This is a genomic window from Klebsiella sp. V115_8, from assembly GCF_029967715.1.
GTDB classification, from domain to species: Bacteria; Pseudomonadota; Gammaproteobacteria; order Enterobacterales; family Enterobacteriaceae; genus Klebsiella; species Klebsiella quasipneumoniae.
On the sequence record NZ_JASCAR010000002.1, the window covers coordinates 91,804 to 117,611 of the forward strand.

Below are 25,808 nucleotides of genomic sequence, written 5' to 3' on the forward strand. Positions count from 1 at the left end.
CTCCCTGACACGAGGAAATCACGATGAATCACATTGAACATTATCATGACTGGCTACGAGATGCGCATGCCATGGAAAAACAGGCAGAATCCATGCTGGAATCAATGGCTGGCCGTATCGATAATTATCCGGATCTCCGTGCCAGAATCGAACAGCATATTAATGAGACCAAACGGCAAATTACCGTGCTGGAAGAGATCCTCGACCGCAACGAGATTTCGCGCTCGGTGATTAAAGATTCAATGAGTAAAATGGCGGCTCTCGGCCAGTCCATCGGCGGGATGTTTCCCTCCGATGAAATAGTCAAAGGCTCGATCAGCGGGTACGTCTTCGAGCAGTTTGAGATTGCCTGCTATACCTCTCTGCTGGCGGCGGCTGAAAAAGCGGGCGATACCGCTTCCATTCCGGCCATTGAGGCCATCCTGGCGGAAGAGCAGGCCATGGCCGACTGGCTGATCAAACATATTCCTCAGACCACGGAGCAATTTCTCCTGCGTTCAGATGCTGACGGCGTAGAAGCGAAAAAATAACCAGGAGGCAGGCCTATGTTTCGTCATGTGAAACAACTGCAGTATACCGTGCGCGTTGCTGAACCCAATCCGGGGCTCGCGAATTTACTGCTCGAACAGTTTGGCGGCCCTCAGGGCGAGCTGGCCGCCGCGTGTCGTTATTTCACTCAGGGATTAAGCGATGACGATCCCGGCCGCAAAGACATGCTGATGGATATCGCGACAGAGGAGCTGAGCCATCTGGAGATCATTGGCACCCTGGTCGGCATGCTAAATAAAGGCGCCAAAGGGGCGCTGGCGGAGGGCACCGAAAGCGAGGCGGAACTCTATCGTTCGCTCACCGCCAACGGCAACGACAGCCATATTACGTCGTTACTGTACGGCGGCGGTACCCCGCTGACCAATTCGGCGGGCGTGCCGTGGACGGCGGCCTACATTGATACTATCGGCGAACCCACCGCCGACCTGCGGTCGAACGTCGCGGCGGAGGCGAGGGCGAAGATCGTCTATGAACGGTTGATCAACGTGACCGACGATCCCGGCGTAAAAGACGCGCTGGCGTTCCTGATGACCCGCGAAGCGGCGCATCAGCTCTCTTTTGAGAAGGCGCTGCAGTCAATTCGCAACAACTATCCGCCGGGCAAACTGCCGCCCATTAGCGAGTACGCGAACACCTACTACAATATGTCTGAAGGTGGAGAAGTACGCGGCAGCTGGAACAGTGACAAACACTTCGATTATGTCAAGGATCCGCAGCCGGCCGTGGATGGCGGAGATGGCAGCGCCTCTGTCGGCCTGACGCCGGAGCAGGAAGCGCTGTGCAAAGCGATGCTGAAGCGAACAGAGTCTGACCCGCAGGGTGATCCTTTGACCGGCGCTGAACTGGGCGCCGGTAAGCAAAACACCTCATCATCGGCTAAGTGATGTTCGCATAAGCCCCGGCTGCGGCCGGGGCGTTTCATAATGATGGGTGCGGATTATGTTTGAATTTGACGCGTTTCATCTGGCCCGACTGCAATTTGCCTTTACCGTTTCCTTCCATATTCTGTTTCCGGCCATCACCATCGGCCTTGCCAGCTACCTTGTGGTGCTGGAAGGGATGTGGCTGCGAACCCGGGATAACGTCTGGCGCTCACTCTACAACTTCTGGCTGAAAATTTTCGCCGTCAATTTTGGCATGGGCGTGGTTTCCGGATTAGTCATGTCCTATCAGTTCGGCACCAACTGGAGCGGATTCTCCCAGTTTGCCGGCAGTATTACCGGCCCGCTGCTGCTGTATGAAGTGCTGACCGCCTTCTTCCTCGAAGCGGGATTCCTCGGCGTGATGCTGTTCGGCTGGAGCAAGGTGCCGCCGGCGCTGCATTTTTTTACCACCTGCATGGTAGCCCTTGGCACCCTGGTCTCCACCTTCTGGATCCTCGCCTCCAATAGCTGGATGCAGACGCCGCAGGGTTTTACCCTCGAAAATGGCCACCTCATCCCGCAGGACTGGCTGGCGATTATCTTTAACCCCTCATTCCCGTATCGCTTGTTCCATATGGCGATCGCCGCGTTTCTCAGCAGCGCCATGTTCGTCGGGGCCTCCGCCGCCTGGCATCTGCTGCGCGGCAACGACTCGCCGGCCATCCGCAAAATGCTGTCGATGGCGATGTGGATGGCGCTGCTGGTGGCGCCCATCCAGGCGGTGGTGGGGGATATGCATGGCCTTAACACCCTTGAGCATCAGCCGGCGAAGATTGCGGCGATTGAAGGACACTGGGAAAACCGGCCGGGCGAGGCCACCCCGCTGCTGCTGTTTGGCCTGCCGGATATGGAAGAGGAGCGGACCCGCTATGGCCTGGAGATCCCGGCGCTGGGCAGCCTGATCCTCACCCACAGCCTGCATAAGCAGGTGCCGGCCCTGAAAGATTTCCCGAAAGAGGACCGGCCCTATTCGCCCGCCGTGTTCTGGTCGTTCCGTATCATGGTTGGGATGGGCGTGTTGATGATCGCCTTAGGGATCTGCAGCGCCTGGCTGCGCTATCGGCGGCGGCTGTACCATTCGCGTCCCTTCCAGTGGTTTGCGCTCTGTATGGGGCCCGCCGGTCTTATTGCGCTGGTCGCCGGGTGGGTGACCACCGAGATGGGCCGTCAGCCGTGGGTGATCTACGGTTTGCTGCGCACCCGGGACGCGGTGTCGTTGCACAGTACGCTGCAGATGGCTATCAGCCTGCTGGTGTTTATCGTGGTCTACTGCGCGGTGTTTGGCGTGGGGTATTACTATATCTTCCGGCTTATCAAAAAAGGGCCGCAGCCGGTGACGGAGCTGACCTCGCAAACCGCAGGCACCCCGGCGCGTCCGCTCTCGGCGGCAGAGCCGGTGCGGGATGAGGAGAACGCATCATGAGCATCGATATCTCGGTGATTTGGTTTGTCATCATTGTCTTCGCCACGTTGATGTATATCGTGATGGATGGTTTCGATCTAGGCATCGGGATGCTGTTCAGCGTGGTGCATGACGCCGAAGAGCGCGATGTGATGGTTAACAGCGTGGCGCCCGTCTGGGATGGTAACGAAACCTGGCTGGTGCTCGGCGGGGCAGGGCTGTTCGGCGCGTTTCCGCTGGCTTACGCGGTGATCACCGATGCGCTGGTTATCCCGCTGACGGCGATGCTCATCGGCCTGATTTTCCGCGGCGTGGCGTTTGAGTTTCGTTTTAAAGCGGTTCCCTCGCATCGCACCTTCTGGGACTATGCCTTCGCCGGCGGCTCGCTGCTGGCGACCTTCAGCCAGGGGATTGTCGTCGGCGCCTTTATCAACGGCTTTGCGGTAGCCGACCGCCGCTTCGCCGGCTCGACGCTGGACTGGCTTACCCCCTTTAACCTGTTCTGCGGTCTGGGGCTGGTGGTGGCCTATCTGCTGTTGGGCACCACCTGGCTCATCATGAAAAGCGAAGGCGCGCTGCAGCAGCGGATGCGCGAGCTGACCCGCAAGGTGCTGCTGGCGCTGATGGTGGTGATCGCGGTGGTCAGCGTCTGGACGCCGTTGGGCTGGCGCTACGTGGCGGAACGCTGGTTTACGCTGCCCAATTTCTTCTGGTTCGTGCCGGTGCCGATCCTGGTGCTGACCTTGAGCCTGTGGATCTGGCGCCTGAGCGCGCGCCCCGCCAGCCACGCTCGTCCCTTTATCCTGACGCTGGGCCTGATATTCCTCGGCTTCAGCGGGCTGGGGATCAGCGTCTGGCCGAACATTATTCCGCCGCACATCTCCCTGTGGGATGCCGCCGCGCCGCCCTCCAGTCAGGTGTTTATGCTGCCGGGGGCGCTGCTGATCATCCCGGTGATCCTGATGTATACCGCCTGGAGCTATTACGTCTTTCGCGGCAAAGTGTCCGGCAGCGAAGGCTATCACTGAGAGGACAGCAAGTCGGCTATTGATGATTGACCGGCGTGCCGCGCCGTCCGGTCAGGGATGACCGAAATGGTCGCGGACAGACCGGCGACCCGCTCCACCCCTGCGGGCAGGGTATCGATATGGATACGCACCGGCACACGCTGCGCCAGCCGCACCCAGCTGAACGTTGGCTCGACCTGCGGCAGGCCCAGGGCGCCGGTTTCATCATTGGTATCGCCGATCCCGTGCCCGATGCTCTCCACATGGCCGGTAATAACCGGGTCATAGCCCATCAGCATGATGTGCGCGGTATCGCCAATGTGGATGTGGCGCAGACGGGTCTCTTCAAAATACCCCACCACCCAGAAGCTCTGACCATCGATAATGGCGACTGTCGTCACCCCGGCGGTGGCATAGTCGCCGGGGCGCAGCCGGAGATGGGTCACGTAACCGGATACCGGCGCCCGCACGGTGGCGTGCGCTACATTCAGCTGCGCCAGCGCCAGTGCCGCCAGCGCGCCCTGGTAGTTAGCGGCCGCGACGCTGGCCGCGCTGTTGGTCTGTTTCAGATCTTCGCTGGAGATGACGCCCTGGATCTGCGCCCGACGTCTGGCGGCATCCTGGCGCATCGCCATCTCCTGGCGTCGGGCTTCCACCTCCGCCTGGGCGCTGCTGACCGCCAGCTTCAGCCAGCGCGGATCGATGGTATAGAGTACCTCTCCCCGATTGACCCACTGGTTGTCTTTCACCGCCACGCTGGCCACCGGCCCCGAGACATTGGGGGCGATCTGCACCACGTCGGCCCGCATCCGGCCATCGCGGGTCCAGGGCGTCTGCGCCTCCTGTTTCCAGAAAATGAAAGCCAGTAGCGCGGCGGCGGCGACGGCGCCTAAGGTCAGGGCATAGCGGCCCAGAAGTGTCAGATACAGTGTCATACGGATAACCCCAGCGAGTGAACGCCCTGCAGGAGCAGGAAGAAAAGCGCGATAAAAAGGGACAGTCCCCACAGCGGCCGGCACGGCAGGCGACCCGGGCCGCGGGCGGAGAAGATAAGCGGTTGCAGCAACAGCGTAGCGAGCAGGGCGATAAGGCCGACAATCAGCAGGCCGGGGAAAAATACCCCGCCCAGCGCGAGGTCACGCATGGTTCTGGCTCTCCTCAGGCAGGTGTAAGGCGCAATACAGCGCGATGAGCGCTTCCGCGCGTTCGCGCGAGGCGGCATCGGTCGCCGGTAAAGCCTGGGCCAGCAGCGCATTGACCGGTTGCTCCAGGGCCGTCATGTCCGGCTGCGAGTTCAGCGCGTCCAGGAGCGCTTGCACTGCGTCCGCCGACGCACTGTCCGCCTGCTGATAGCGACGGCGCAGATGGATCACGGCGAGACCGGTACGAATATCGCGCAGCATCTTGTCAAGCAACTGACCGGCTGCCGGTCCGCTCTGCGGCAGGCGGGGCAGCAGTAATGCGGTGCGGTCGATCATCAGGTTGGTCCAGCGGTGGGCATTGTGCGCCAGCCGGCCGCGAGCGGCGCGGCGGATATCGCGCTGGCACAGCGTCAGCAGACGACGGATAGCGGTTTCCGCCTGCACGGTTTGCAGCAGGCGCATACCAAACGCCGCATAACCGACGGCGATAAACAGCGCGAGCGCGGTATTGATCGCCGTCGCGAAGTCGCCACGGTAGCTGGCCCCCAGCTCGCACAATATCGGCAGCGTCAGGGTGATGCCCATCGCCATAAAGGTGGTGGCTGGCCGCGCCTGCAGCGAGCCGGCCAGCAGATAGACCGGGGCGAGCACCGCCGCCAGCAGCGCAAATTCGTTCACCTGCGGCAGCAGGACGAAGCTGTAGAGCAGGCTGAACAGCACGCCCCACACGCAGCCGATCAGGTATTTCACCAGATGCGCCGCCGGCGCGTCGAAGCTGGCGAACAGGCTACAGCAGACCCCGAGGATCGAGACCGCGGTGCCGCCATCGGGCCAGGCGGATCCTATCCAGATCAGGCAGCCGCTAAGGATGATGACGAAGGCGCCGAAGGAAGTCCGCAGGGCGCTGAGCGGATCGCGATGGAAAACATAACCCTTCGCCGCGCCGGCGTCGGGGGGCAGGGCAGGCGACCGCCGGCGATAAACCGCCTTCGCCAGCCGCTCGCTCTCCTGCAGGAGGCGGATGGCTTCCGCCAGATGGCGCGCCAGGCTGAGCCGCAGCGCCTCGTCCATGGTCTGCGCGTCAGCAGCGTACCGGGCGATGAGCCGCTCGCAGCGGGAGAGAAGTCCGTCTGCCGAGGGCGCCGACCTGGCGGCTTGCGGGCCTGTCAGCCAGGCCTCTGCCTCCGCCAGCAGCGCCTGCAGGTCGTCAGGTGGCGGCCCGCTCCGCTGTAAACGGTCATACAATTCGCCATTGACGATCAACAGTCGCGCCAGCCGGTCGTGGATCGCTTTTCTCGCCTGGCGGTGAGGGACAGACAGGCCGTCATCCCAGGGCAGGTGGTGGTTAATGCCCTGGAGAAACTGCAGGCTCAGCGCCAGCCGCAGCGTTTCCGTCGCCACCGGCTTGCCCGCCAGCGTATCGGCGATCCGCTGGCGGGCGGTTGCCAGCGTCTGTGCCAGCGTGCTGTTAAACCGCCCGGCGATGCGCACCGGCAGCACGAAGCGATGGATCAGGCCGGCGCATAAGATACCGATGACGATCTCTTCCACCCGGGTGACGGCGAGGTCAAAAATCGTCCCGGGCGCGGAGACGGCGGGAAAGCCAATCAGGCTCGCGGTGTAGCCCGCCAGCAGGAAGGCGTACCCGCGCGGCGTGCGTTCAAGCAGGGACAGGCAGAGGCTACCCGCGATCCACAGGGCCAGCACGACGCTGCACAGGATCGGCTGGTTGACGAAGGTGGGCACGATGATCACGGTGGCCGCCGCGCCGACGACGGTCCCGACCAGCCGATAGACGCTACGGCTCAACGAGGCGCCCGCCGAGGTCTGCGAGACGATATAGACGGTGATGATGGCCCAGGAAGGCCGCTGCAGACCGATGGAGAGCGCGAGATAGTAAGCCAGCATCGCCGCGGCGAAACTATTCGCGGCATAGATCACCGCCTGGCCATCGCTGCGCAGCGCGGCTGAGGGTATTTGCGGCATGAAACGGCGCGCGACGGCGCCTGCGGCCCGCAGCCAGCGGGCCTGACGAAAGAGGATGATGTTCATGCCGCCGATTATTGCCGGCTTGCGCTTGCGGAGAAATACTCTATTCTGTCAAAAAATACCTGAATCTTGCCAACCGTATGCCATCACCTTTTGCCAATACGCTGTACGATCCGGACGCGTCTTCCTGCCCGGCCGTCGCGCGTCATCTTGATTTTGTCGAGTATGAAGCCGAAGTGCCGGTGCATAGCCATCGTAAAGGACAACTGATTATCGTGCTGTATGGCGCGGTGCGTTGTCGGGCGGAAAATAACCTGTGGATCGTGCCGCCTCGCTGCGCGGTATGGATCCCGGGCGGTATTGCCCACAGTGTGACCGCCACCTGGAACGCGCGCCTCAACTACCTGTTTATTGAACCCGGGGCGGCGGCGCTGCCCGACAGCTGCTGCGCGCTGGCGCTCTCTTCCCTGATCCATGAGCTGGTGGGGCGGCTCACCCGCGAAGGGGCGGACTACGCGGCGGATAGCCATGCCGGGAGACTGACCCGGGTGACCCTCGACGAGCTGGCGACCATGCCGGCGCAGCGCCTGAATCTGCCCGTCTCAGCGCACCCCAAAATACGCGCCATGGCCGACAGGCTGGTGAGTCATCCAGACGATCGCAGTACCCTGCCGGTGTGGGCGAAACGTCTGGCGCTGAGTGAACGCTCCCTGGCGCGCCTGATGCGGCGGGAGACCGGCCTCACCTTCGGACGCTGGCGCCAGCAGCTGCATCTGATTATTGCCCTGCAGGAGCTGGCCAGCGGCGTTTCGGTACAAAACGTGGCGGCTAAGCTGGGGTATGAGTCGGTGAATGCTTTCATTACCCTGTTTAAAAAAACGATGGGGACGACGCCGGCGCACTATTTTGCCGAACGGCAGACCGGCACTCGTTAAGAAAAAGGGACGGGCGACGACCGCTGGCCTGACGCCCGCCAGAGAGGGCGGGCAGGGGCTTAGGCTTTCGGCGACTTGATCTTAATAATAAATCGCTCATTCAGCCGGGTGATCCTCGCGCCAATGTCGCCAAACTCGGTGGCGATTTTAAAAAAATCGTCCGCGGCGACGTCGAAATCGAGTTCAATTTTCTGATGTTGTCCTGTCGCCAGTAATTCATAGAAATGGTCAAGGCTGCGGGCTTTTTCGCTGGGCATCGTATTTCTCCATGGTCAACCAATCAGCAGGGCGTTTATGACTTATCGCGCTTTCCGGATTATTCAGCAGAATGGCAATGGGGCCTGATATAAGATTATGCAATGACAGTAAGAGTGGGGTAGGGCGATATTATTCCGTGTTGTTAAACCGCGCGGTCGCGCGTTTGCCGGCGATACCATGACGGCAGGAACAATCCTGTGGCGTCGGCTGATGATACACATTGTTTGATGACAATTTGATGTCAGTAAAATGAACCTGCAAGGGCTCGGGATTTCATATCGCTAAATAATTTTTATTCTGTGGCTGTTAAGGTAGTTCTTAACTACTTTATGGTGATGGGGCTTTATATTTTATGGCCAACGGCGAGGGAACAACGATGCAATTACTTGATTTATTCGCAGGCTTATTGTGGTTAAGCAGCGTTATTTTCCTGCTGTTTGTTCTTGATGTGGTCATCACCCGTTATCTTTATCGTAAATAACCGACAGCGGCGACGGCGCTCGGCGTAGGGTACAGCGCCGGAGGATGATAGTATAACGCCGGGACTGATTCAGGAAGGAATGCGCGGTGGCCGGGAGAGTTGATTACGATATTGAAAAATACCAGTTTACCGAAGCCGGTGAAACGTCGCGGCTGCGGGAGCAGTGGCGCGAAGTCTATCAGGAGTGCCGTCAGCTGCAGGCCGGGGCAGAGGAGCGCCTGCGCATTGCGTTACTGAACGTCGACTATGTCACCAGCTTCGAGCTGCCTTTTCGCCTGCTGCTGGTGCGCGCGCCGCAGCTGATCGCCGACGTCCGCGAGACGCTGCAGCTCAGCCGTAAAGCCGCCGTTTTCAACGGCAAACGTTACGGCTGCGTCTACAGTTTGAAGCAGGATTTACAGGCTGTACCGGAGAGCTTTCATTACCACCTGACAAACCGCATTCGTCGCGTCGAAGCGACGGGCCTGACGGCGGCGCCGTACCAGCAGATCGCCCGGGAGATTAAACCTGCCCGGGATCGACTCCGCCAGGCATTAATCGCCGGCCTGCCGGTTACTGCGCTTGATGCCCTGTTCTGGTTCGGCAGTCAGCGGGTGGCGGCGGACATTGCCCAGTTGCGCCGGTCCGGGATGGCTATTGTCACTGAGGAGGTGGAGGTCAGCGACAATCTGTTCAATACCACCCGGCGGGTACCGGTTTATCGTCTGACCAGCGCGTGAGCGGGCCTCGCTTCGCCCAGCCGCTGCCTCTGCAGGCAGTCGACCATTGCGCCATCAAACCAGACGCACAGCCCTCTGGCAGCATGCCGCGGAGCCGGTTCCCGCCACGCGCTGACGCTGAGCATGATCAGCATCAGCGCCAGCGGAACCACGTATATTCTTTTCACTACCCTTTTCCCGCTTCGCCTTTTCTGCCAGTAAGGTAGCGGGAAAATATGACGTTTCGTTGACCCGGCTGCCTGATTTATCGCCCGCAGAAGGCATGGCCGGCGGGGCGTGCCGGGTGATGCGTTATTCATCTTCGGCATAACAATATGACAAAAACTGGCGGCTTGTTTTTTTCGTTTTTATTACATCATGCTTTTTATCCTGCAGGGAAAAAGCATGAAGTCGCCATGCCTGGCGGCGGGGTTATCTTGTAACTGGCTGGTTTGAAACGATATTTTAATTGTGATTTACGTGGGTCTGACAGCGAGGGCAAATTTATATTAATTCACTTTACCGATCAATAAATTATATCTTGATAGCTTTTAGCTATCGAATGTTTCTTATCGATCATTTTAAACTATTTTTGTTAGCGGGAAATATATGACATGCTTTAACCCTTTCTTATTTCTGGTATTTTTTAAATGGTTAAAGAAAACGTGAAAAATACCTCTTATCGCTTCGTTCTGGAGCCCGCTATTAGCGATGGTGGCGGCTACCACTCGTGGGAATTGCTCACTAAAGACATTATAGCACCCGCACAAAATAACACCTCAGCGCCCACGTTTTCTTTCTCTACGCTCACCGAAAGCGATAAGCTTGCACTATTTACCCGACAAATCGAGTTGCTTTCCGTATTTGATTTTTCCCAGGTCGATAATAAGCCGATCTCTCTGAATATTGATGATTTATTAAGCCATTTTATTCTGACCGACCGCTATCTCTGTGATTTTCTGCGCTCCTGTAAATACATTGCTCTGGAAATAAATGAGAATTTTCATGAATTTATCGCCGGTCGTGAACTGACGGCGCTGAGCACGCTGGCTGCGCTTTGCCCGGTCTGGCTGGATGACTTTGGTCGCGGACGAACGACGTTCCGGCTGCTGGAGCGATTTCGCTTTGATTGCGTCAAAGTGGATAAAGACTATTTCTGGGACAAAGAAAACGATCCCGCTTTGCCCGGGCTGTTACAGGCTATTCATACCCTGACCGGGCATGTGATTGTGGAGGGGATCGAAACCGAAAAGCAAAAACGGCTCATCACTGCGGCCGGGGATATCATTGGTCAGGGCCGTTACTGGAAGGATGAATATATCTTTCTTTGCTGCTGAGCGCCCGCCGGGGCCAGGTTTCGGCTACCTGCCATTCTTTTCTTATCCAGTTTTAAACGAATGCTTTGTTACAGATAGTCTTTATTCCCGCGATGATAATCCAGTCTCTTTTACTTGCCTGAAGGATAACTCATTGTGAATACACGCTTGCGTAACACCCTGATCGCCATTGCGCTGACCACCTGCTTCACCGCCGCCAGCCAGGCGTCGACCTCGGCTGACGTGCCGTCTGTCTCGCAGGACCCGGTCGTCCAGCACCTGAAGCTGAGTGAGGATCAGGTCGCCAAAATCCAGGCGCTGCGTCAGGGCTTCGAAAACAGTGTGAGCCAGATTAAAATCAGCGGCTATCAGGACGGCGCCCTGGCCGACGTGATTCACTCCGGGAAATGGGATGAAGCCAAAGTCAAACAGCAGCTGGCTGCCTTTAGCCAACTGGATCAGCAGGTGCGCTATTATCGCGTGAAATACTACTTCGACGTCAGCCAGGTGCTGACCGCCGAGCAGCGTGAGCAGGTGAAAAAAGACCTCGCCGCGGCGATCAACTAACCCGCCTTCGCCATCCGCTCCGGATGGCGCTGCATCGGACGACAGACGCCGCGTGTCCGGCGCCTGTCGCCCCGCTTGACTGACTTACTGGCCGTGGCCGTTTTCCAGACGGGCAAAATACTCCGGGGCAAACGGACGCGGGTCGACATCGGCAAACGGCGCACGCTCAAAGTGCGCTTTCAGCGCCCAGGGAACTGTGCAGTCAAAAATCGTCTTGCAGCTGATACCTTCCCCGCGGATCGACGGACTGTATTCCGGCGTCTGGGAAGGATCGAGCTGGTGACCGCGGATACCGGGGAGGGTGGTGATGCTGACATCCCCCTGCATACGGGTGGTCATCGCCCACAGGATATCGTCGCTGTCAAAGATATCGACATCCTCATCAACCAGAATGATGTTTTTTAGTTCGGAATAGGTCGCCAGCGCCAGCAGCGCAGCCTGTCCCTGACGTCCTTCGTCGGCGGGCTGACGTTTTTTCACCTGCAGGATCCCCAGAAATTTACCGCCGCCCGCGGTGTGGGCGTAGACGTTTTGTAAAAAGCCCGGGATGGCGGCCTCGACGGCATTCCAGATACTGGCTTCGGTCGGCAGCCCGGCGAGGGTGGTATGTTCTTCCCCCGGTCCCACCAGCGTCTGCAGGATGGCATTGTGCCGCATGGTTACCGCTTTGACTTTGATCACCGGCAGCGACGGGTTGGCGCCGCCGCAGTAGCCGGGAAATTCCGGCATCGCGTGGCCGCTGTTGGTGTGTTGATCTTCTCTGACGCGCACGCCGGGCAGCAGTTCGCCTTCAATGACGATCTCGGCGCGGGCGATGGCTTTCTCCGGGACGCTGACGCCCTGCACCAGCTCCACCGGGCGCTGACGCAGCGCGCCGGCGACGCCCAGTTCGTTATAGCCAAACGGCGTGGTAGGGGCTTCGAAGCAGGCGCCAATATAGATGGCCGGATCGAGACCCATATTGATGGTTATCGGCAGCGGTTTGCCGGCAGCCTCGGCTTTCTGGCGAAACACTTCGATATGGCGGCCGGCGGCAAGAAACATCGACAGCTCATCCCGGCCCTGCACGCACAAGCGGTGGATGGTGACGTCGGTGAGCGAGGCGTCGTCAGGATCGCTGGCCAGCGCCAGGCCCAGGCAGAAGAAGGGGCCGGCGTCGATCGGGGTGTTGGTGGGCGCCGGGAGCAGGGTGCGCAAATCAAAGTCCGGATCGTCGGCCAGAAAAACCTGCTCCTGACAGGGGGCGCTGCCGGCCGGAACCACCACCGGCGCAACCGGTGTTTTCACCGCTTTACCCACCTCCAGCGCCAGCTGCGAAGCTTCGCAGCCCAGCAGCAGCGCCGCCCGCTGGCGGCTGGCGTGCATGCCCACCAGAATGCGTGAATGCGGATAGCCTTTAATATTGTTAAACATCATCGCCGGGCCAATGCGGGTGGGGCGCTTCACGGTGCCGCCGGCGCCGATATGACGATAGACGCCGGCCAGCTCGGCGTTAGGGTCCACCGGATGATTGGTTTCGAGGTATTGATTGTCATGCTGTTGCAGCAGCGCGATGGCGTCGCGCAGATCCTGAATCGGTGCGGTCATGATGTTCTCCTTAGCGTGTCGATGCGCACAGTATGCTTCGCAGGCTAATGGTTATCAATTGCATCATTCATGCGTTATTGATAAGATTTTTGTTATCAATAAAACCTATGGAGTCCGGCATGTCCTTGCGAGCGTTACGCCATTTTGTGGTCGTTGCCGAAGAGTTACATATGCACCGGGCGGCGGAGCGGTTACATATCGCCCAGCCCGCCCTCAGCCAGCAGATTAAACAGCTCGAGCAGCGTCTGGGGGTGGTGCTCTTCTCCCGCGCCAACCGCCGTCTGACCCTGACCGCCGCGGGCGAGGCCTTTTGGCAGAAGACGCGGCTGGCGCTGGAGATGGTCGACCAGGCGGCACTGGACGCCCAGCGCACCGCGCGGGGCGAGCAGGGAAGGCTGCATCTGGGGTATGTCTCCAGCGCGATGTACGACAGTAAACTGCCGGGGCTGCTGCGCGAGCTGCGCGCCGACTGGCCGGGGATTGAGCTGTCGCTGGTGCATGGCGATGTGCAAATGCTCTACGAAGCGCTGCTGGATCTGCGCCTGGATATCGCCATCATCCGCGCGCCGCTGGCCTCGCCGCCGGAGGCGCTGGTGGTCAGGCCGTTTGTGCGGGAAAAGCTCTGCCTGGCGCTCTATCAACAGCATCCGCTGGCGGGCGTGGGGGCGCTCAATCTGGCCTCATTGCGCGCGGATAACTGGATCTCGCTTGACGATCCGCAGGGCACCGGGCTGGAGCAGGTGTTTATTGACGCCTGCCGCGTCGCGGGCTTTACGCCGCAGGTGGCGCAGCGGATTAACGACGTCACCTCGATGATTAGCCTGGTCTCCGCCGGGGTCGGGGTGGCCCTGGTTCCGGTCTCGGCGCGGGCCTTACGCCTCGATAACGTGGTGTATATCGATCTTCAGGACCGGCTGGCGGAGAGTGAGCTGAGCATGGTTTACCACCGCCATATCCGTTCGGCGGTGGTGCGGAAAGTTATCTCGCTGCTCAATGCGACCGAGCAATCACCCGGTTAGCTGGTCTTCAGGCGGCCAAAGCTGACAATCCTTGAGCGGCCCAGCTCTTTCGCCCGGTACAGCGCGGCGTCCGCCGCGCGCAGCAGGCTGTCGCTTTGGGTGTGCTGCGGGTAGCTGGCGATGCCAATCGACACATCCACCTGGCCTATCTCGGTCAGACCATCTCGCAGCGTCATCGCGTGCACCTGGGTATAGATCTCGCTGGCGCACTGGTGCGCCTCGGCTTCGTCAAGGCCGGGGAGCAGCACCAGAAACTCTTCGCCGCCGTAGCGGAAAGCCGTGCCGATATCGCGCACCGCGCGCTGCACGATGGTGGCGACGCTCTTAATCACCAGATCCCCGGCCTCGTGGCCGTAGCGGTCATTGATGGCTTTAAAATGATCGATGTCGATCATCAGACAGCTCAGCGGGGTGTGGGTATGGACCGCCAGCGCCATCTGTGAATGCAGCGCTTCGTCCAGATGATGGCGATTACGCAGGCCGGTCAGGGAATCGAACAGCGCTTTTTCCAGCAGGGCGCTGCGTAAGCGCTGATTGGCCAGCGCCAGGCCCAGCGCTTCCGCCATCAGCTCAAGGTAGGCCCGGGAAGGAGCGTCACTGGCGGTAACGTTCTGAAAGGTCAGCAGCCCGATGGCTTCGCCCTGGGCGATGAGCGGTACGCAGAGCGACTGGCCGGCATACGCCTCCGGCAGATGATAGCAGGTGATATCGGGTTCGCCCTGCACCGGCGGATGGCTGAGTCCCCGACGTATCGCCCAACAGTCGTCGGGTGAAAAGGGCGTCGTCTCCCCGGCGGGCGCCAGCCACTGCGCCACGCAGCGCATCTGCCAGGGATCGGTATCCAGAATATACAGTTTCCCGGGGATCGTCGGGGCGATATTCGGCGCAAACAGTTCCGCCACCTTAATCACATCCTCAATGGTTTCACAGCCCTGCAGACGCTGGGTCATGCGCGCCAGCAGTTCGCGGATCGCCCAGTCAGCGTCGCGCTGCTGCTCCAACTGCTGGCGGGCCAGGCCGTTCTCGCGAAAAATGCGGATGGCCTGGGCCATATCGCCAATCTCATCCACCTGAGTAAACTGCGGCGTCTCCACCGCATAGTCCTGGGAGGCGAGACGCTGCACCACGTCGCTCAGGCGAACCACCGGGTAGAGCACCCGCCGCTTGAGAATAAAGCCGAGGACGAACAAAAACATCAGCGCGGTCAGGCCGACCATGATTTCCGACAGGGTGCGCCAGATCCGCGAGCGTTCGGTGGCCTGGTCAATGGCGACGGCGGCGCGATTTTCGAGCATCTGGCGGAAGCGATCGATCTGAGTCTGCATGCGTTCCAGCTCGGTCTCGTATGCATTACCGTACAGCACGGCGATGGCCGCTGGCGCATCGCCGTGGGCGACATGCGCCAGGGCGGCCTGTTGTTCATCCTGCAGTTCAGCGGCAATCTGCAGGCCATCGTGCAGCAGCGCCAGCTCCTCGCGGCTGGCGCCGTTATCTTTCAATCTGGCCAGCCGCAGCTCAATACTTTTGTCGGTCCGCTGCAGCTGCTGGTACTGCTCCAGCGTCTCCGGCGAGGGCTTAACCACGTATAGCCGGGCGAGGTCTGACAGCGCCCAGGCGTCGTTTTCCACCTCGTCGGAGAGGGTATCAAAGACCTGGCGCTGCTGTACCGCCTGGCGTTCGACGCGGTCTGCGCTGGAGGCCATGAGCATGGCGCTCCCGGAGGCCAGCGTCAGGCCGACGGTGATCCCGTAGGCCCAGTTGGTGATGGTGGCGATTCTCACCCTGTGTTTCCTTGCATGCAGATGAAGCTGTTTTAATTATAGAACCCGTCCCCGTCACGACGGCGGTCCGCTTCAGGGACGGTGCTCGCTGCGGGGGTGTTCGAGGGTCTGAAGAATGATGGCGTGTAGCGTTTCCGCATGGTGGCGCAAAACGAGAAAGACATCGCGATCCAGAGCGCCATTTATAACATCCGTTTCCATAATCTGTAAGGCCTCCTGCCAGGCCATCCCTTTACGATAAGGGCGATCTTCGGTCAGGGCGGTGAAAATATCGGCGATGGAGATAATGCGGTCGGCGAGGGTCAGGTGATCCTTTTCGAGATGCAGAGGGTAGCCGCTGCCGTCCAGTTTTTCATGATGATTCGAGGCCCAGTTGATAATGTCGCCAAGCTCGCTGTAGTCGCTAAGGAGATCCCCGGTCATGTAGCTGTGCTCGCGTACCTGGCTCAGCTCGTCGTCATCCAGCTCCCCCTCTTTTTCCAGAATAGAAAGAGGGATATAAACCTTACCAATGTCGTGCAGATAGCCGGCAACCTGTATTTGCTGGCAGATGGGCTCCGGCAGCTGCATCCAATGGGCAAGCTGGCGGGCGATTTCCCCCACCATAATACTGTGGCTGGCGGTAAAGCTGCTGTAGGTGTCGACAATTTTGGCAATCAGCAGGCAGACATCTTTCAGACCGTCAATATCCAGATACAGCGTGTTGATGGGGGCAATAATTTCCAGCAGCCGTTGAATATGCCCGGGATGCAGGTGCTGCCAGAAGCTCGCATTTTCAGCGACCTCGCACAGGGTATCGCAGAGTAACGGATCGATCTCCCGGTGCAGGGTGACGAACTGCTCCACCACTGCCCGCGTGGGCCACGCGGTCACGCGGCTATCCGCCGGCAGCAGCCGTTCAAAGGCATCGGCGAAATAGACAATATGCTGTTCGCGGCTACCGCGGTGCTCCGGGCTAAAGTGGTGGTCGCGAATAAAGGGGACGATGGGCCGGAAGGTTGCTAACCCCTCGAGCATCGCCGCCCCCTGGCGCTGATGCGGATCGTGGATATTATCGATGGCATCCAGCGAATGAATGGTGCGTCTATCACCCAGTACGCCGATATCGTGCAGCAGCGCGGCGCAAAAGATGGTCTGCTGCCGCTCGGCAGGCAAGCCCAGCCTTTGCGCCAGCGTCAGGGCGATTAAGGCCGTTCGTTGCATATGCCGGTGCAGATCAGGGTTAATGATCTGAATGACGTTGGTGGTCAGCATCAGGGCCGACTTCAGGGCAATACGCATTTCTGTTCTCCGTTCGCGTCACCCGGCGGGCATAAATGACCTCGAGGGTGACGGAAGTGTCGATAATCTGATCCCAATGCGTGTTGTGTGTTGCTGAAAGGGTAAAAACTCATAATGTATGGGTTCATGGCGCTTGCCCGGTTCAGATCCAGTCATGCACCAGATTTGGGCGATGTTGATGCGAGAACCTTATTATTGTCTGATAGTTAACCATTTACCCCCCGTAAAAGATATCAATTCTGGCAAGCCCTTTGCATTAAGCAAGCGTAAGTTTGATTAATGTCTATGAAGGGAGTGACTTGTATGAATTTTAGAGCATTACTTGCCATTGCGTTACTGACGATGAGCAGCCTGGCGTTTAGCGAGACGCGCTTACCGCATATTGTCATTTTAGCCACCGGTGGGACGATTGCCGGCTCGGCGGCCAGCAATACCCAGACGACGGGCTATAAAGCCGGGGCGATTGGCGTGCAGACGCTGATTAACGCCGTGCCGGAAATAAGTAAAATCGCCCACGTCGAAGGTGAGCAGGTGGCGAATATCGGCAGTGAGAATATGACCAGCGATATTATTCTGCAGCTCTCGAAGCGGGTGAATGCGTTATTAGCCCGGGATGATGTCGATGGCGTGGTGATCACTCATGGCACCGACACCCTCGATGAAACCCCTTATTTCCTCAATCTGACGGTGAAAAGCAATAAACCGGTGGTCTTTACCGCCGCGATGCGTCCGGCGACGGCGATCAGCGCCGACGGGCCGATGAACCTGCTGGAAGCCGTCACCGTCGCCGCCGACCCGGATGCCCGCGGGCGCGGGGTCATGGTGGTGCTTAACGACCGCATCGGCGCGGCGCGCTTCGTCACCAAAACCAATGCCACCTCGCTGGATACTTTCCGGGCGCCGGAGGAGGGTTATCTTGGCGTCGTGGTGGGGGGAAAACCCCAGTTTGAAACGCGGGTGGATAAAATTCATACCCTGCGCTCGGTCTTCGATGTGCGTCAGCTGAAGGCTCTGCCGAAAGTGGTGATCATCTATGGTTACCAGGACGACCCGGAGTATATGTACGATGCGGCGATCGCCCATCATGCCGACGGTATTATTTACGCCGGCACGGGGGCGGGTTCTGTATCGGTACGTAGCGCCGCTGGTATTAAAAAAGCGCAGCAGGCGGGTATCGTGGTGGTGCGCGCCTCCCGCACCGGCAGCGGCGTGGTGCCCCCGGACGACAGCCAGCCAGGGCTGGTGGCCGATTCCCTCAACCCGGCGAAAGCGCGTATTCTGCTGATGACGGCGCTGACGCAGACGAAAAATCCGCAGCTGATCCAGCAATACTTCCACACCTATTGATCCTCTACGGCCAGGGCGTGGTTCGCGCCCTGGCCGCGTTGTTCTCTCAATCACCCGACGCGAGTGCAAACCGGCGGCGGATCATTGTCCGTCATTCACCCCGCCTGTTTTTATGCGCGAGGCGTAAAGAAATATTTTTTTAGCAGCCGGCTAGGGCGCCATTAAAATGCCTCCGCAGGAAAAGACGAGTATTTTTAAAGCAGGCTTAAATAAGCCTATTCTTAATTATTGTCTTAAGGCGAATTTAATCTTCCTTATGCTGATAGATTAAACATGATACATTCCACGGCGCGCGCGCTTTAATTATCACGCCCACAAATGACGATGCGACGCGATGCGCCACGCCGCTGGCCGCGCGGCTTAGAGGACGACATCTCCCCGCAGGCAGGGCGCCCCCGGTGAAGAATTCGGTTTTTTCTGCTAGTAACGCGGATGATTAGCGTGAAAATGATATACATGATGAATATATTAAAAGGGCCGCAAGATTTAAGTTTACATTTAGTAACATTTGTGCCGCAATTATGTTTTTTTGTCAGCACGCAGTTTTTTACTTGCCGGAAGGAATTTCGCCGGATTAGTATTGTCGAACTTGCTGTACGTACCGCCTAATGATGATAAATGGACTCTGTTTTCCTTAAGCGTTACCACATAATTAATGTTTACAGGAAAAATCATGGCCTGCGTATTTCATAAACAACTTTTACACCCGCGCAACTGGCTGACCTGGTTCGGGCTCGGCATTCTCTGGTTGATCGTGCAACTGCCTTATCCGCTGCTGCATTTTATCGGCACCAGCGCGGGTCGTCTTTCCCGACGCTTTCTCAAACGCCGCGAACATATCGCCCGGCGCAATATTGAGCTCTGCTTCCCGGAGATGTCGCCGGCGGCGCGCGAGACCCTCATCGATCAAAACTTTATGTCGCTGGGAATGGGACTGATCGAAACCGGCATGGCCTGGTTCTGGAGCGATGAGCGGGTTAAAAAATGGTTTGATGTCGAGGGCTTTGCCAACCTTAATCATGCGCTTAGCGGCGGGAAAGGGGTGATGGTCGTCGGCGTACACTTTATGTCGCTGGAGCTGGGCGGGCGCGCCATGGGGCTGTGTCGTCCAATGATGGCCACCTATCGTCCGCACAACAGTCCGCTGATGGAGTGGGTGCAAACCCGCGGTCGCCTGCGCTCGAACAAAGCGATGATCGATCGCAACAATCTGACTGGCCTGGTACATGCCTTAAAATCAGGCGAAGCGGTATGGTTTGCTCCGGACCAGGATTACGGCCCCAAGGGCAGCGTGTTTGCGCCGTTTTTCTCCGTCCCGCAGGCGGCTACCACCAACGGCACCTATGTGCTTTCCCGTTTATCGGGGGCGAAAATGCTGAGCATCAGCATGGTGCGCAAGCTGGATCGCCAGGGTTACAGCCTGCACATTAGCGAAGTGATGAATGACTATCCGGGTGAGGATAAGCAGATCGCCGCCGGCTATATCAACAAGGTGATTGAGCGCGAGATCCTGCGCGCCCCCGAGCAGTATCTGTGGGTGCATCGCCGTTTTAAAACCCGCCCGCTGGGTGAACCCTCCGTCTATTAACCTTCCCGCACAGGCTGCGCTTTCAAAATCCCGACAGTTGGGGTAACGTGAGCCGGATCATGTTTTAGTCGTGCGCGAAGGAGTGCAGAGTGTTCGCTGAGTTTGGTGTTCTGAATTATTTGACCTACCTGGTCGGGGCGGTGTTTATCATCCTCGTCCCTGGCCCTAATACGTTTTTTGTGCTGAAGACGGGCATTGCCCACGGCGTGAAGAAAGGCTATCTGGCGGCGGCGGGCGTCTTTATTGGCGACGCGGTGCTGATGTTTCTGGCCTTTGCCGGCGTGGCGACGCTGATTAAGACCACGCCGGTGCTGTTTAACGTCGTCCGTTACCTCGGAGCGATTTACCTGCTGTGGCTGGGGGGCAAAATGCTCTATGCGGTGCTGACCCAGCGTGACGGCCAGGCCGACGCCAGCGCAGAGCCGGCGAGCGCAATCCTCAAGCGCTCCCTGACACTGAGCCTGACCAACCCGAAAGCGATTCTGTTTTATGTGTCGTTTTTCGTGCAGTTTATCGACGTCAACGCCAAAGCACCCGGGGTGGCGTTCTTTATTCTGGCGCTGACCCTCGAGGTGATAAGCTTCTGCTATATGAGCTTTTTGATCCTCTCCGGCTCGTTTGTCACCCGCTACGTCAAAACCCGCAAGAAGCTGGCCAAACTTGGCAACAGCCTGATTGGCCTGGTTTTCGTTGGGTTCGCCGCGCGCCTGGCTACCCTGCAGTCCTGATCCCCACGGGCCGGTTACCCACAGACCGGCCCGCCGCCTCTTATTCTGCCCTGTAACAAAAACCCTTCATTTTTTATTGCATTGGTGTTACATATACAGCCGTTTATCGCTCAGCAAAAAGGAAGCCCGGATGATTCTGCAAAAACTCCTCAGCAATAAAAACTGCAAAAAATACTGTCTGTCGCTCGCGGCGGTGTTTGCTATCGCGCTGGCGGTGGTGGGACGGGCGACCTTTGGCGGCGTGGTGAGCGAGTACAATATGCCGTACTCGGAGTGGACGACGTCCATGTTCTTCCTGCAGGGGGCGATGGTGACGGTTTACAGCATCGTCTTTACCGCGCTCTTCGCTATTCCGCTCGGCTTTATTTTCCTCGGCGACGAGCGTCAGGATTAAGCGTCAATGGGCGAACCAAAGTTCGCCCTGTTTTATCGGCTCATCAACAGCGTGAAGCATTAATCATCGTCATGATAGTGATGATGGTGGTGATGGCGATGGTGGTGATAGCCATCGTCAACAATGCATCCCGATAACAGCGTGCACAGCGCAATAATCAACGGTAACACGATCGGTTTTTTCATCCTTACTTCTCCCGCTATTTTTCTTTCCCCGGGGCCGAGAATGCCGCGGCGGATAACGTGAGTGTAAAGCGTTAACTTATTGATGGGATAGGACAACTCCGCAATATCGCCGCGGCGATCACCACCAGCCGAACTGGGCGCCGGCCACCGCCACGATGGCGACAACCAGCATAATAATGGTGCTTTTTTTCATTATGCTCCGCCCGGCGCCGCATAGCCGCCGACAAAAAACCAGCCGAGAAAGACGACGGCGATGATAAAGATCGCCACCGGGAAAAGAATACCCAATTTCATGATAGTGTCCCTGTACCCACGAATGATGCCCAGCATGATACTGGATATCGCGTGACTTTAGTCAATATGAATAAAATTCTCCTGCCGGCGAGACTTCTTATCCTGATACATCGCCTCATCGGCAGCGCGTAAGGCCGCTTCAACATCGATACTCTGCGGATCGCAGATGACCACCCCGAAGCTGGCGCCCTCATAGTTGATACGCTGTTCGCCGAGGAAGTAGACGCCGCACAGGGCCTGGCGCAGGGTGGTGACATACGCCTGCTGCGCCGCGGGCGGCTGGGCGCTACCGACGATCAAAAACTCATCGCCGCCAAGGCGGCCAACGATATCTTCACGGCGCGCGACGGCGGTGAGTCGTTCGCCGACCTGCACCAGAAAGCTGTCGCCGCACGGATGGCCGAACCGATCGTTAATGGCTTTGAAACCGTCGAGATCGATAAAAATGAGCGCGACCTGTTGCTGCTGAGCGCAGGCGGAGGCAAAGCGTAGCGCCAGCTGCTTAAACAGCGCGCGGCGATTAGGGAGCTGGGTGAGCTCATCGGTCGACGAGTGCAGCTCCAGCGCGACGTTTGCCGCCTGCAGCTGTTGCACCAGGGTGTCTTTTTCCACGTAGTGGGAAATGAGCTTCGCGAACAGGCCCATGACCTGTTCACCTTCAAGGTTATAAGGCTGTTGTTGCCGGCTGGTGGCGCAGAGGGTGCCGAACAGAGAGCCGTCGGCCAGGCGCACAGGAATGCTTAAAAAGGTGGCGATCCCCAGCTCCTGGGCGGCGATGCAGGAGTGCCAGCGACGGGCGACGTCATTGCTAAACGTACACTGATCCTCAAGGGCGCGTTTGCACAGAGATTCATCCCAGGGGACGGAAAATCCTTCCGGGATCTGCATTTCGCTGCTGTTGTGGGCGAACATGATCTGCTGCCGCTGGGCGTTAATATCGATGCGGGTAAGGTAGGTGGACTCCATTCGCGTCACCGCCTCCAGCATCTCCAGCAGCTGGCGCACCAGGGTTTCCAGGGACTGTTCCGTAGCGAGGGTTTGCGACACCCGGGCAAGAATAAAATCTGACATGAATAATACAGCTCCAGCACGCCAAACGTCACCCCAGCATATTGGGCTGCAAACGGACATCAGCGTCGAGTAAACAGTGATATTTTTAAATTTATCACATCTGTCTGGGGAATACTTGTCGACACGGCGGGAAAAAAGCCCCGTCGGGGGGAGATCACTCAGGAAACCGTGGATTTCAACGTGATGATAATGATGCTTCCGCCATTAATTATAAAATGCGCCGCGAACTGTGGCGTCGTAGCAACCCAGCACAACGCCGTAACGAGATGATGGCCTGTATTAAGCACTTGAAATTGATAGTAGAAATGCGCGGTGACTGTGCCATGTCCTCAACATTACCTGTCCGTCTAAGTCCCACGCCACGTTGTAGAACGGGAAGCCAAATCCTGCATGGAATCACTCGACGGTCAGGGAGAGTAGCGATTATCGGAGTGATATGTTGGCCACTTTCCGCATAGCGATGCATAAAAGGAGCTGCGCTGTATGGCGTTCGTGTCGCTGAGCCGTACCATGACAGTACCGTGCACTGGCGTTTGTTGTATTTTTTGCGCAAAAAACATCGACGTGCAATCACAGAGATGCTGCGTCGTTTCGCTATCCTAGAAGATCGCGCCGAACTAGGTAATAACACTGGCGCTCGTTTCAAATCAAAGCTGATAGACCCGCGAAAGGGGGCTCCGGCCAGCTATATTGCAAAGCACGTCAGTAAAAACATCGATGGGCGTGGGCTGGGTGACACTGTAAGTAAGGAGACAAGGAAATCACTACGCTATAGCGTCGAGTTTGTCGCTGCGTGGGCATCGCTGCACCGTGTTCAACAATTCCGTTTTTTTGGGGTTCCAGGCCGCCAGGCCTATCGCGAGTTACGATTGTTCACATCGCAGGCATCTCGTGCAACGAAAACCAGCAAACTGGATGCTCCGGTACTTATGGATCCAAAACTGGACGCTGTGCTTGCTGCTGCTGATGTTGGCTGTTTTGCCACTTACATCATGAAGCAGGGCGGTGTACTTGTTCTTCGCAAAAATTACTTCATTCATACCGCCTACGAGCCGACAGCCGAACCAGGAACCTATGGCGATCACGGGATTCGTATTTATGGCATTTGGTCGCCAATCACCGGTAAGGAAAACAAAATATGCACGCATGTCCATACCTGGAAGATGGTGAAGAAGGCTCCCGCTAACCCAGGCGCTGAAAGCGCCGCCCAGGGCGACCCCGTCGCCCCTTGGACTCGTGGCAATAACTGTCCCCCAAACCAAAAAATCAGCAAAAAAGAGATGGGAACTGACGTTGCTACACCCGAGATAACGACCCCTAGTGAAGGAACGGGATCGCTTGATGTGTCTAAACTATCCGCAAATAGCGCCGGGCTGTACTGAGAAGGATTACAGGGGGGATCTATAACAAGAAGAAAGCACAGGGCTACGTTAAATCACGCAATTACTCCCCGCTTGAAGTCTTGTTGAGCGATTTTGCTTCATCTATTGGCATTGAACTTAGTGAATCCCAGTCTAATCATTTACTTAATGGTAAACGCATACGTTATGGTGATCGCATTTACTACGCGACTCACGATGGGGCGCTGCGCAGTATGGAACCAGAGAATTCAGATGTTCAGATTAGGAATCTGTGGAAACTCTTGAAAAAACACAATAAAGTAGATGTAGGTCACATCACAGATAATCCAGTAGGGCATTATTCCGACATGCTCAGGAATCTGGACCCTAGAGGATGGACTGTACTCTTTGGGGGAGATAAGAACAGGGGGTGAACATGCGTGACGATTATGATCAGCGAGAGGCGAATATTGCCAACTTCCTGTCGAACAAAATAAAACAATGCATTAAATGTGGGCATGAGCTGGACTACAAAGAGAAGTTTTATTACACAGATCGAATCTGCAATCTGTGCCGAGGGTTTCAACCGTTCGACAGTGAGGACGTTCCGGAGATAGAATCTGAGGGTAAGTCACCTTTTCCAATTATTAATCTCGATTTATCAAAGTATGAAGACAAAGGGCAGCAAAACAGGTCTGATTTTGAGAAGCAGGTCTTTAGCCGTTATCCCGAATGGCAATTGTTACGAGAAAAAGCGGAAAAAGATTGGGATGCAGCTCATCCACGGCCTGAGGAAATAAACTTTGTTACTCAAATCCCTAGTTATAGTTTGATCATTACTGATGAGCGCATAGCAGAACTGATTAATCAGTATGATGCGAATGGGTCAGTGAATATTAAAGTTGAAGAGTTAATTTCATTGCTTTGGGAAGTAAGAGAGTACCGGAAAATTTAAATCAAAGAGCAGCTTTCCAAGATAATAATTGAATCTCCAGCTCAGTCAAGAAATAACGTAAAGACAGTGGGCTGGAGAAAATAGAAAAGTTAAGATTTGTGGCTGAGTGACTACTAGGGAAGATTCCCCATGTCCCATAGCGATGAATTACCCGGCACCTTCTGAAAAATAAAACCAAATTTCTGCTGAGCCCAAACAATAAACAATCCCTCAGATTGTCCACATTCTGGACAATGGAGAGTGTTAGCTCGATGCAGTTCTGGATACCAAGAAAAGATAGTAAAGTGTAGACTGCATTTCATGCATCTGACTTTTTTCTCTGTATATTTGGCTGTTGTTTTTACAATCTTTTGCACATGAGCAATACCGGCGTTCGTTATGCTTGATGTCGCCCCATCAAGGCTCATGAAACCAGCATGCGCAAGTTCAAATAGCTCATCAGGATACTGTTTTACTTCCTTGGAATAAAAATGAAAGGTCTGTCCGTTGGACTCGATAATAATTCCATCATCTGTCCTATTAATTAATGCTGGGCTTTCCTCGCATGCAGCAGCTAATAGAATCTCTGTCGCACGCTCAGAAAGGCCTTGACTTTTCCCCTCTGCTTTCAATGTTTCGATAATAACTGTTGATAATGCATGCATTTCATCGCCGGTTACTTGAGGTTGTGCAGGAAGCTTTCCTTTTTCAACCATATCGTACACAGCATCGCGATGTCCTTTTAATTCTGCCCTGCTAAATCCTTTCGTCATGTGCATCTTTGAATGAACAGATGAATGGCATGAAATACAAATTGGTATTAGATTGTCTTCATCATCTAAACCTCCTTCACTCTGCGCGACGATATGATGTATTTGAATTTGCAATGGTGAAAATCTTCTGCAAATACAGCAATGCCTAGCTGATTTAACAAGTATTTTGGCAGCAATGTTATCTGGAATTGGCATAAATACTCCGACTCTAAATGTTCT

26 protein-coding genes and 1 pseudogene are annotated in these 25,808 nt (G+C 56.9%); 16 read left to right on the top strand and 11 right to left on the bottom strand.

Annotation, left to right across the window (positions count from 1 at the left end):
- The first annotated feature begins 23 nt into the window (after nucleotides 1–23).
- Genes QLG03_RS02715 through cydB form a run of 4 tightly spaced genes read left to right on the top strand, consistent with a single transcriptional unit; the run spans nucleotide 24 to nucleotide 3,902 of the window.
- Nucleotides 24–530, top strand: a complete 507-nt coding sequence (locus QLG03_RS02715; protein ID WP_023289214.1) for a ferritin-like domain-containing protein — start codon at nucleotides 24–26, stop codon at nucleotides 528–530.
- A gap of 15 nt (nucleotides 531–545) precedes the next feature.
- Nucleotides 546–1,433, top strand: coding sequence for a manganese catalase family protein (locus QLG03_RS02720; protein WP_023289215.1), 888 nt, complete (start codon nucleotides 546–548; stop codon nucleotides 1,431–1,433).
- 55 nt (nucleotides 1,434–1,488) lie between these two features.
- The gene (locus QLG03_RS02725) at nucleotides 1,489–2,895 is read left to right on the top strand and encodes a cytochrome ubiquinol oxidase subunit I (RefSeq protein WP_023289216.1); all 1,407 of its coding nucleotides are present in this window, start codon (nucleotides 1,489–1,491) and stop codon (nucleotides 2,893–2,895) included.
- Nucleotides 2,892–3,902 (top strand): cytochrome d ubiquinol oxidase subunit II, encoded by a 1,011-nt coding sequence (gene cydB / locus QLG03_RS02730; protein WP_023289217.1) that lies wholly within the window; start codon nucleotides 2,892–2,894, stop codon nucleotides 3,900–3,902. The genes QLG03_RS02725 and cydB overlap by 4 nt, the downstream gene beginning before the upstream one ends.
- On the opposite strand, the gene QLG03_RS02735 is transcribed toward cydB, so the two are convergent.
- Genes QLG03_RS02735 through QLG03_RS02745 form a run of 3 tightly spaced genes read right to left on the bottom strand, consistent with a single transcriptional unit; the run spans nucleotide 3,896 to nucleotide 7,075 of the window.
- Entirely contained in the window at nucleotides 3,896–4,816 is a 921-nt protein-coding gene (locus tag QLG03_RS02735; protein ID WP_255987236.1) for an HlyD family secretion protein, read from the bottom strand. The genes cydB and QLG03_RS02735 overlap by 7 nt on opposite strands.
- Nucleotides 4,813–5,025, bottom strand: a complete 213-nt coding sequence (locus tag QLG03_RS02740) for a DUF1656 domain-containing protein (RefSeq protein WP_049014926.1) — start codon at nucleotides 5,023–5,025, stop codon at nucleotides 4,813–4,815. Before QLG03_RS02740 ends, QLG03_RS02735 begins: the two co-directional genes overlap by 4 nt.
- Nucleotides 5,018–7,075, bottom strand: coding sequence for an FUSC family protein (locus QLG03_RS02745; RefSeq protein ID WP_255987237.1), 2,058 nt, complete (start codon nucleotides 7,073–7,075; stop codon nucleotides 5,018–5,020). The genes QLG03_RS02740 and QLG03_RS02745 overlap by 8 nt, the downstream gene beginning before the upstream one ends.
- Before the next feature lie 77 nt (nucleotides 7,076–7,152).
- Here QLG03_RS02745 and QLG03_RS02750 point away from each other — a divergent pair, with 77 nt between their 5' ends.
- Complete coding sequence (locus QLG03_RS02750) at nucleotides 7,153–7,947, top strand: helix-turn-helix transcriptional regulator (RefSeq protein WP_032452468.1); 795 nt, start codon at nucleotides 7,153–7,155, stop codon at nucleotides 7,945–7,947.
- Between the two features lie 59 nt (nucleotides 7,948–8,006).
- Here QLG03_RS02750 and QLG03_RS02755 read toward each other — a convergent pair whose 3' ends face one another.
- Nucleotides 8,007–8,204: a hypothetical protein gene (locus tag QLG03_RS02755; RefSeq protein ID WP_023289222.1), complete on the bottom strand. Its 198-nt coding sequence runs from the start codon at nucleotides 8,202–8,204 to the stop codon at nucleotides 8,007–8,009.
- Between the two features lie 568 nt (nucleotides 8,205–8,772).
- On the opposite strand from QLG03_RS02755, the gene QLG03_RS02760 reads away from it, so the two are divergent.
- From QLG03_RS02760 to QLG03_RS02775, 4 genes are all read left to right on the top strand, one after another.
- Nucleotides 8,773–9,405, top strand: a complete 633-nt coding sequence (locus QLG03_RS02760) for a helix-turn-helix domain-containing protein (protein ID WP_023289223.1) — start codon at nucleotides 8,773–8,775, stop codon at nucleotides 9,403–9,405.
- Between the two features lie 45 nt (nucleotides 9,406–9,450).
- Nucleotides 9,451–9,606 (top strand): hypothetical protein, encoded by a 156-nt coding sequence (locus QLG03_RS02765; RefSeq protein WP_032429125.1) that lies wholly within the window; start codon nucleotides 9,451–9,453, stop codon nucleotides 9,604–9,606.
- A 428-nt stretch (nucleotides 9,607–10,034) separates the two neighbouring features.
- Nucleotides 10,035–10,721 (top strand): EAL domain-containing protein, encoded by a 687-nt coding sequence (locus tag QLG03_RS02770; RefSeq protein ID WP_050533960.1) that lies wholly within the window; start codon nucleotides 10,035–10,037, stop codon nucleotides 10,719–10,721.
- A gap of 135 nt (nucleotides 10,722–10,856) precedes the next feature.
- Complete coding sequence (locus tag QLG03_RS02775) at nucleotides 10,857–11,267, top strand: Spy/CpxP family protein refolding chaperone (RefSeq protein ID WP_023289225.1); 411 nt, start codon at nucleotides 10,857–10,859, stop codon at nucleotides 11,265–11,267.
- A gap of 84 nt (nucleotides 11,268–11,351) precedes the next feature.
- Here the strand turns inward: QLG03_RS02775 and QLG03_RS02780 are convergent, their stop codons facing one another.
- Nucleotides 11,352–12,854 carry a UbiD family decarboxylase gene (locus QLG03_RS02780; RefSeq protein ID WP_023289226.1) on the bottom strand — a complete coding sequence of 501 codons (1,503 nt, stop codon included), beginning with the start codon at nucleotides 12,852–12,854 and terminating at the stop codon, nucleotides 11,352–11,354.
- A gap of 119 nt (nucleotides 12,855–12,973) precedes the next feature.
- Between QLG03_RS02780 and QLG03_RS02785 the strand changes: the two genes are divergently transcribed.
- On the top strand, nucleotides 12,974–13,873 hold the full coding sequence (locus QLG03_RS02785) for a LysR substrate-binding domain-containing protein (RefSeq protein WP_023289227.1): 900 nt from the start codon (nucleotides 12,974–12,976) through the stop codon (nucleotides 13,871–13,873).
- Here the strand turns inward: QLG03_RS02785 and QLG03_RS02790 are convergent.
- Together QLG03_RS02790 and QLG03_RS02795 are read right to left on the bottom strand one after the other, a co-directional pair.
- Nucleotides 13,870–15,654: a diguanylate cyclase gene (locus QLG03_RS02790; RefSeq protein WP_023289228.1), complete on the bottom strand. Its 1,785-nt coding sequence runs from the start codon at nucleotides 15,652–15,654 to the stop codon at nucleotides 13,870–13,872. The two genes, QLG03_RS02785 and QLG03_RS02790, sit on opposite strands and share 4 nt — an antisense overlap.
- Nucleotides 15,655–15,726: 72 nt before the next feature.
- Nucleotides 15,727–16,935, bottom strand: coding sequence for an HD domain-containing phosphohydrolase (locus QLG03_RS02795; RefSeq protein ID WP_023289229.1), 1,209 nt, complete (start codon nucleotides 16,933–16,935; stop codon nucleotides 15,727–15,729).
- Between the two features lie 303 nt (nucleotides 16,936–17,238).
- On the opposite strand from QLG03_RS02795, the gene fraE reads away from it, so the two are divergent.
- From fraE to QLG03_RS02815, 4 genes are all read left to right on the top strand, one after another.
- Nucleotides 17,239–18,282: a fructose-asparagine asparaginase gene (gene fraE, locus QLG03_RS02800; RefSeq protein ID WP_044522254.1), complete on the top strand. Its 1,044-nt coding sequence runs from the start codon at nucleotides 17,239–17,241 to the stop codon at nucleotides 18,280–18,282.
- 673 nt (nucleotides 18,283–18,955) lie between these two features.
- Entirely contained in the window at nucleotides 18,956–19,870 is a 915-nt protein-coding gene (gene lpxP / locus QLG03_RS02805) for a kdo(2)-lipid IV(A) palmitoleoyltransferase (protein WP_023289231.1), read from the top strand.
- An 89-nt stretch (nucleotides 19,871–19,959) separates the two neighbouring features.
- Entirely contained in the window at nucleotides 19,960–20,598 is a 639-nt protein-coding gene (gene leuE / locus QLG03_RS02810) for a leucine efflux protein LeuE (RefSeq protein ID WP_004203730.1), read from the top strand.
- A 130-nt stretch (nucleotides 20,599–20,728) separates the two neighbouring features.
- A complete protein-coding gene (locus tag QLG03_RS02815) occupies nucleotides 20,729–20,992 on the top strand; it encodes a DUF2534 family protein (protein ID WP_004203731.1) in 264 nt (87 codons plus the stop codon).
- 59 nt (nucleotides 20,993–21,051) lie between these two features.
- Here QLG03_RS02815 and QLG03_RS02820 read toward each other — a convergent pair whose 3' ends face one another.
- From QLG03_RS02820 to QLG03_RS02830, 3 genes are all read right to left on the bottom strand, one after another.
- Complete coding sequence (locus QLG03_RS02820) at nucleotides 21,052–21,177, bottom strand: hypothetical protein (protein ID WP_004203733.1); 126 nt, start codon at nucleotides 21,175–21,177, stop codon at nucleotides 21,052–21,054.
- A 192-nt stretch (nucleotides 21,178–21,369) separates the two neighbouring features.
- Entirely contained in the window at nucleotides 21,370–21,471 is a 102-nt protein-coding gene (locus tag QLG03_RS02825) for a YoaK family small membrane protein (RefSeq protein WP_004150782.1), read from the bottom strand.
- A gap of 57 nt (nucleotides 21,472–21,528) precedes the next feature.
- Nucleotides 21,529–22,542: a sensor domain-containing diguanylate cyclase gene (locus QLG03_RS02830; RefSeq protein WP_135719012.1), complete on the bottom strand. Its 1,014-nt coding sequence runs from the start codon at nucleotides 22,540–22,542 to the stop codon at nucleotides 21,529–21,531.
- 239 nt (nucleotides 22,543–22,781) lie between these two features.
- On the opposite strand from QLG03_RS02830, the pseudogene QLG03_RS02835 reads away from it, so the two are divergent.
- A pseudogene (locus QLG03_RS02835) lies at nucleotides 22,782–23,924 on the top strand (replication endonuclease); the annotation flags it as partial.
- A gap of 394 nt (nucleotides 23,925–24,318) precedes the next feature.
- On the top strand, nucleotides 24,319–24,837 hold the full coding sequence (locus tag QLG03_RS02840; protein WP_255987238.1) for a hypothetical protein: 519 nt from the start codon (nucleotides 24,319–24,321) through the stop codon (nucleotides 24,835–24,837).
- A gap of 113 nt (nucleotides 24,838–24,950) precedes the next feature.
- Here QLG03_RS02840 and QLG03_RS02845 read toward each other — a convergent pair whose 3' ends face one another.
- Nucleotides 24,951–25,784, bottom strand: a complete 834-nt coding sequence (locus tag QLG03_RS02845) for an HNH endonuclease signature motif containing protein (RefSeq protein WP_117255025.1) — start codon at nucleotides 25,782–25,784, stop codon at nucleotides 24,951–24,953.
- Nucleotides 25,785–25,808: the final 24 nt, after the last annotated feature.

What these genes read in the sequence shown, in the direction of transcription:
- lpxP (WP_023289231.1), top strand. Translation starts at nt 18,956, where the DNA reads ATGGCCTGCGTATTTCATAAACAACTTTTACACCCGCGCAACTGGCTG.
- QLG03_RS02820 (WP_004203733.1), bottom strand. Translation starts at nt 21,177, where the DNA reads ATGAAAAAACCGATCGTGTTACCGTTGATTATTGCGCTGTGCACGCTG.
- QLG03_RS02740 (WP_049014926.1), bottom strand. Translation starts at nt 5,025, where the DNA reads ATGCGTGACCTCGCGCTGGGCGGGGTATTTTTCCCCGGCCTGCTGATT.
- QLG03_RS02755 (WP_023289222.1), bottom strand. Translation starts at nt 8,204, where the DNA reads ATGCCCAGCGAAAAAGCCCGCAGCCTTGACCATTTCTATGAATTACTG.
- QLG03_RS02795 (WP_023289229.1), bottom strand. Translation starts at nt 16,935, where the DNA reads ATGCGTATTGCCCTGAAGTCGGCCCTGATGCTGACCACCAACGTCATT.
- QLG03_RS02845 (WP_117255025.1), bottom strand. Translation starts at nt 25,784, where the DNA reads ATGCCAATTCCAGATAACATTGCTGCCAAAATACTTGTTAAATCAGCT.
- QLG03_RS02735 (WP_255987236.1), bottom strand. Translation starts at nt 4,816, where the DNA reads ATGACACTGTATCTGACACTTCTGGGCCGCTATGCCCTGACCTTAGGC.
- QLG03_RS02815 (WP_004203731.1), top strand. Translation starts at nt 20,729, where the DNA reads ATGATTCTGCAAAAACTCCTCAGCAATAAAAACTGCAAAAAATACTGT.
- QLG03_RS02720 (WP_023289215.1), top strand. Translation starts at nt 546, where the DNA reads ATGTTTCGTCATGTGAAACAACTGCAGTATACCGTGCGCGTTGCTGAA.
- QLG03_RS02725 (WP_023289216.1), top strand. Translation starts at nt 1,489, where the DNA reads ATGTTTGAATTTGACGCGTTTCATCTGGCCCGACTGCAATTTGCCTTT.
- QLG03_RS02840 (WP_255987238.1), top strand. Translation starts at nt 24,319, where the DNA reads ATGCGTGACGATTATGATCAGCGAGAGGCGAATATTGCCAACTTCCTG.
- QLG03_RS02770 (WP_050533960.1), top strand. Translation starts at nt 10,035, where the DNA reads ATGGTTAAAGAAAACGTGAAAAATACCTCTTATCGCTTCGTTCTGGAG.
- cydB (WP_023289217.1), top strand. Translation starts at nt 2,892, where the DNA reads ATGAGCATCGATATCTCGGTGATTTGGTTTGTCATCATTGTCTTCGCC.
- fraE (WP_044522254.1), top strand. Translation starts at nt 17,239, where the DNA reads ATGAATTTTAGAGCATTACTTGCCATTGCGTTACTGACGATGAGCAGC.
- QLG03_RS02780 (WP_023289226.1), bottom strand. Translation starts at nt 12,854, where the DNA reads ATGACCGCACCGATTCAGGATCTGCGCGACGCCATCGCGCTGCTGCAA.
- QLG03_RS02830 (WP_135719012.1), bottom strand. Translation starts at nt 22,542, where the DNA reads ATGTCAGATTTTATTCTTGCCCGGGTGTCGCAAACCCTCGCTACGGAA.
- QLG03_RS02825 (WP_004150782.1), bottom strand. Translation starts at nt 21,471, where the DNA reads ATGAAATTGGGTATTCTTTTCCCGGTGGCGATCTTTATCATCGCCGTC.
- QLG03_RS02750 (WP_032452468.1), top strand. Translation starts at nt 7,153, where the DNA reads ATGCCATCACCTTTTGCCAATACGCTGTACGATCCGGACGCGTCTTCC.
- QLG03_RS02715 (WP_023289214.1), top strand. Translation starts at nt 24, where the DNA reads ATGAATCACATTGAACATTATCATGACTGGCTACGAGATGCGCATGCC.
- QLG03_RS02745 (WP_255987237.1), bottom strand. Translation starts at nt 7,075, where the DNA reads ATGAACATCATCCTCTTTCGTCAGGCCCGCTGGCTGCGGGCCGCAGGC.
- QLG03_RS02785 (WP_023289227.1), top strand. Translation starts at nt 12,974, where the DNA reads ATGTCCTTGCGAGCGTTACGCCATTTTGTGGTCGTTGCCGAAGAGTTA.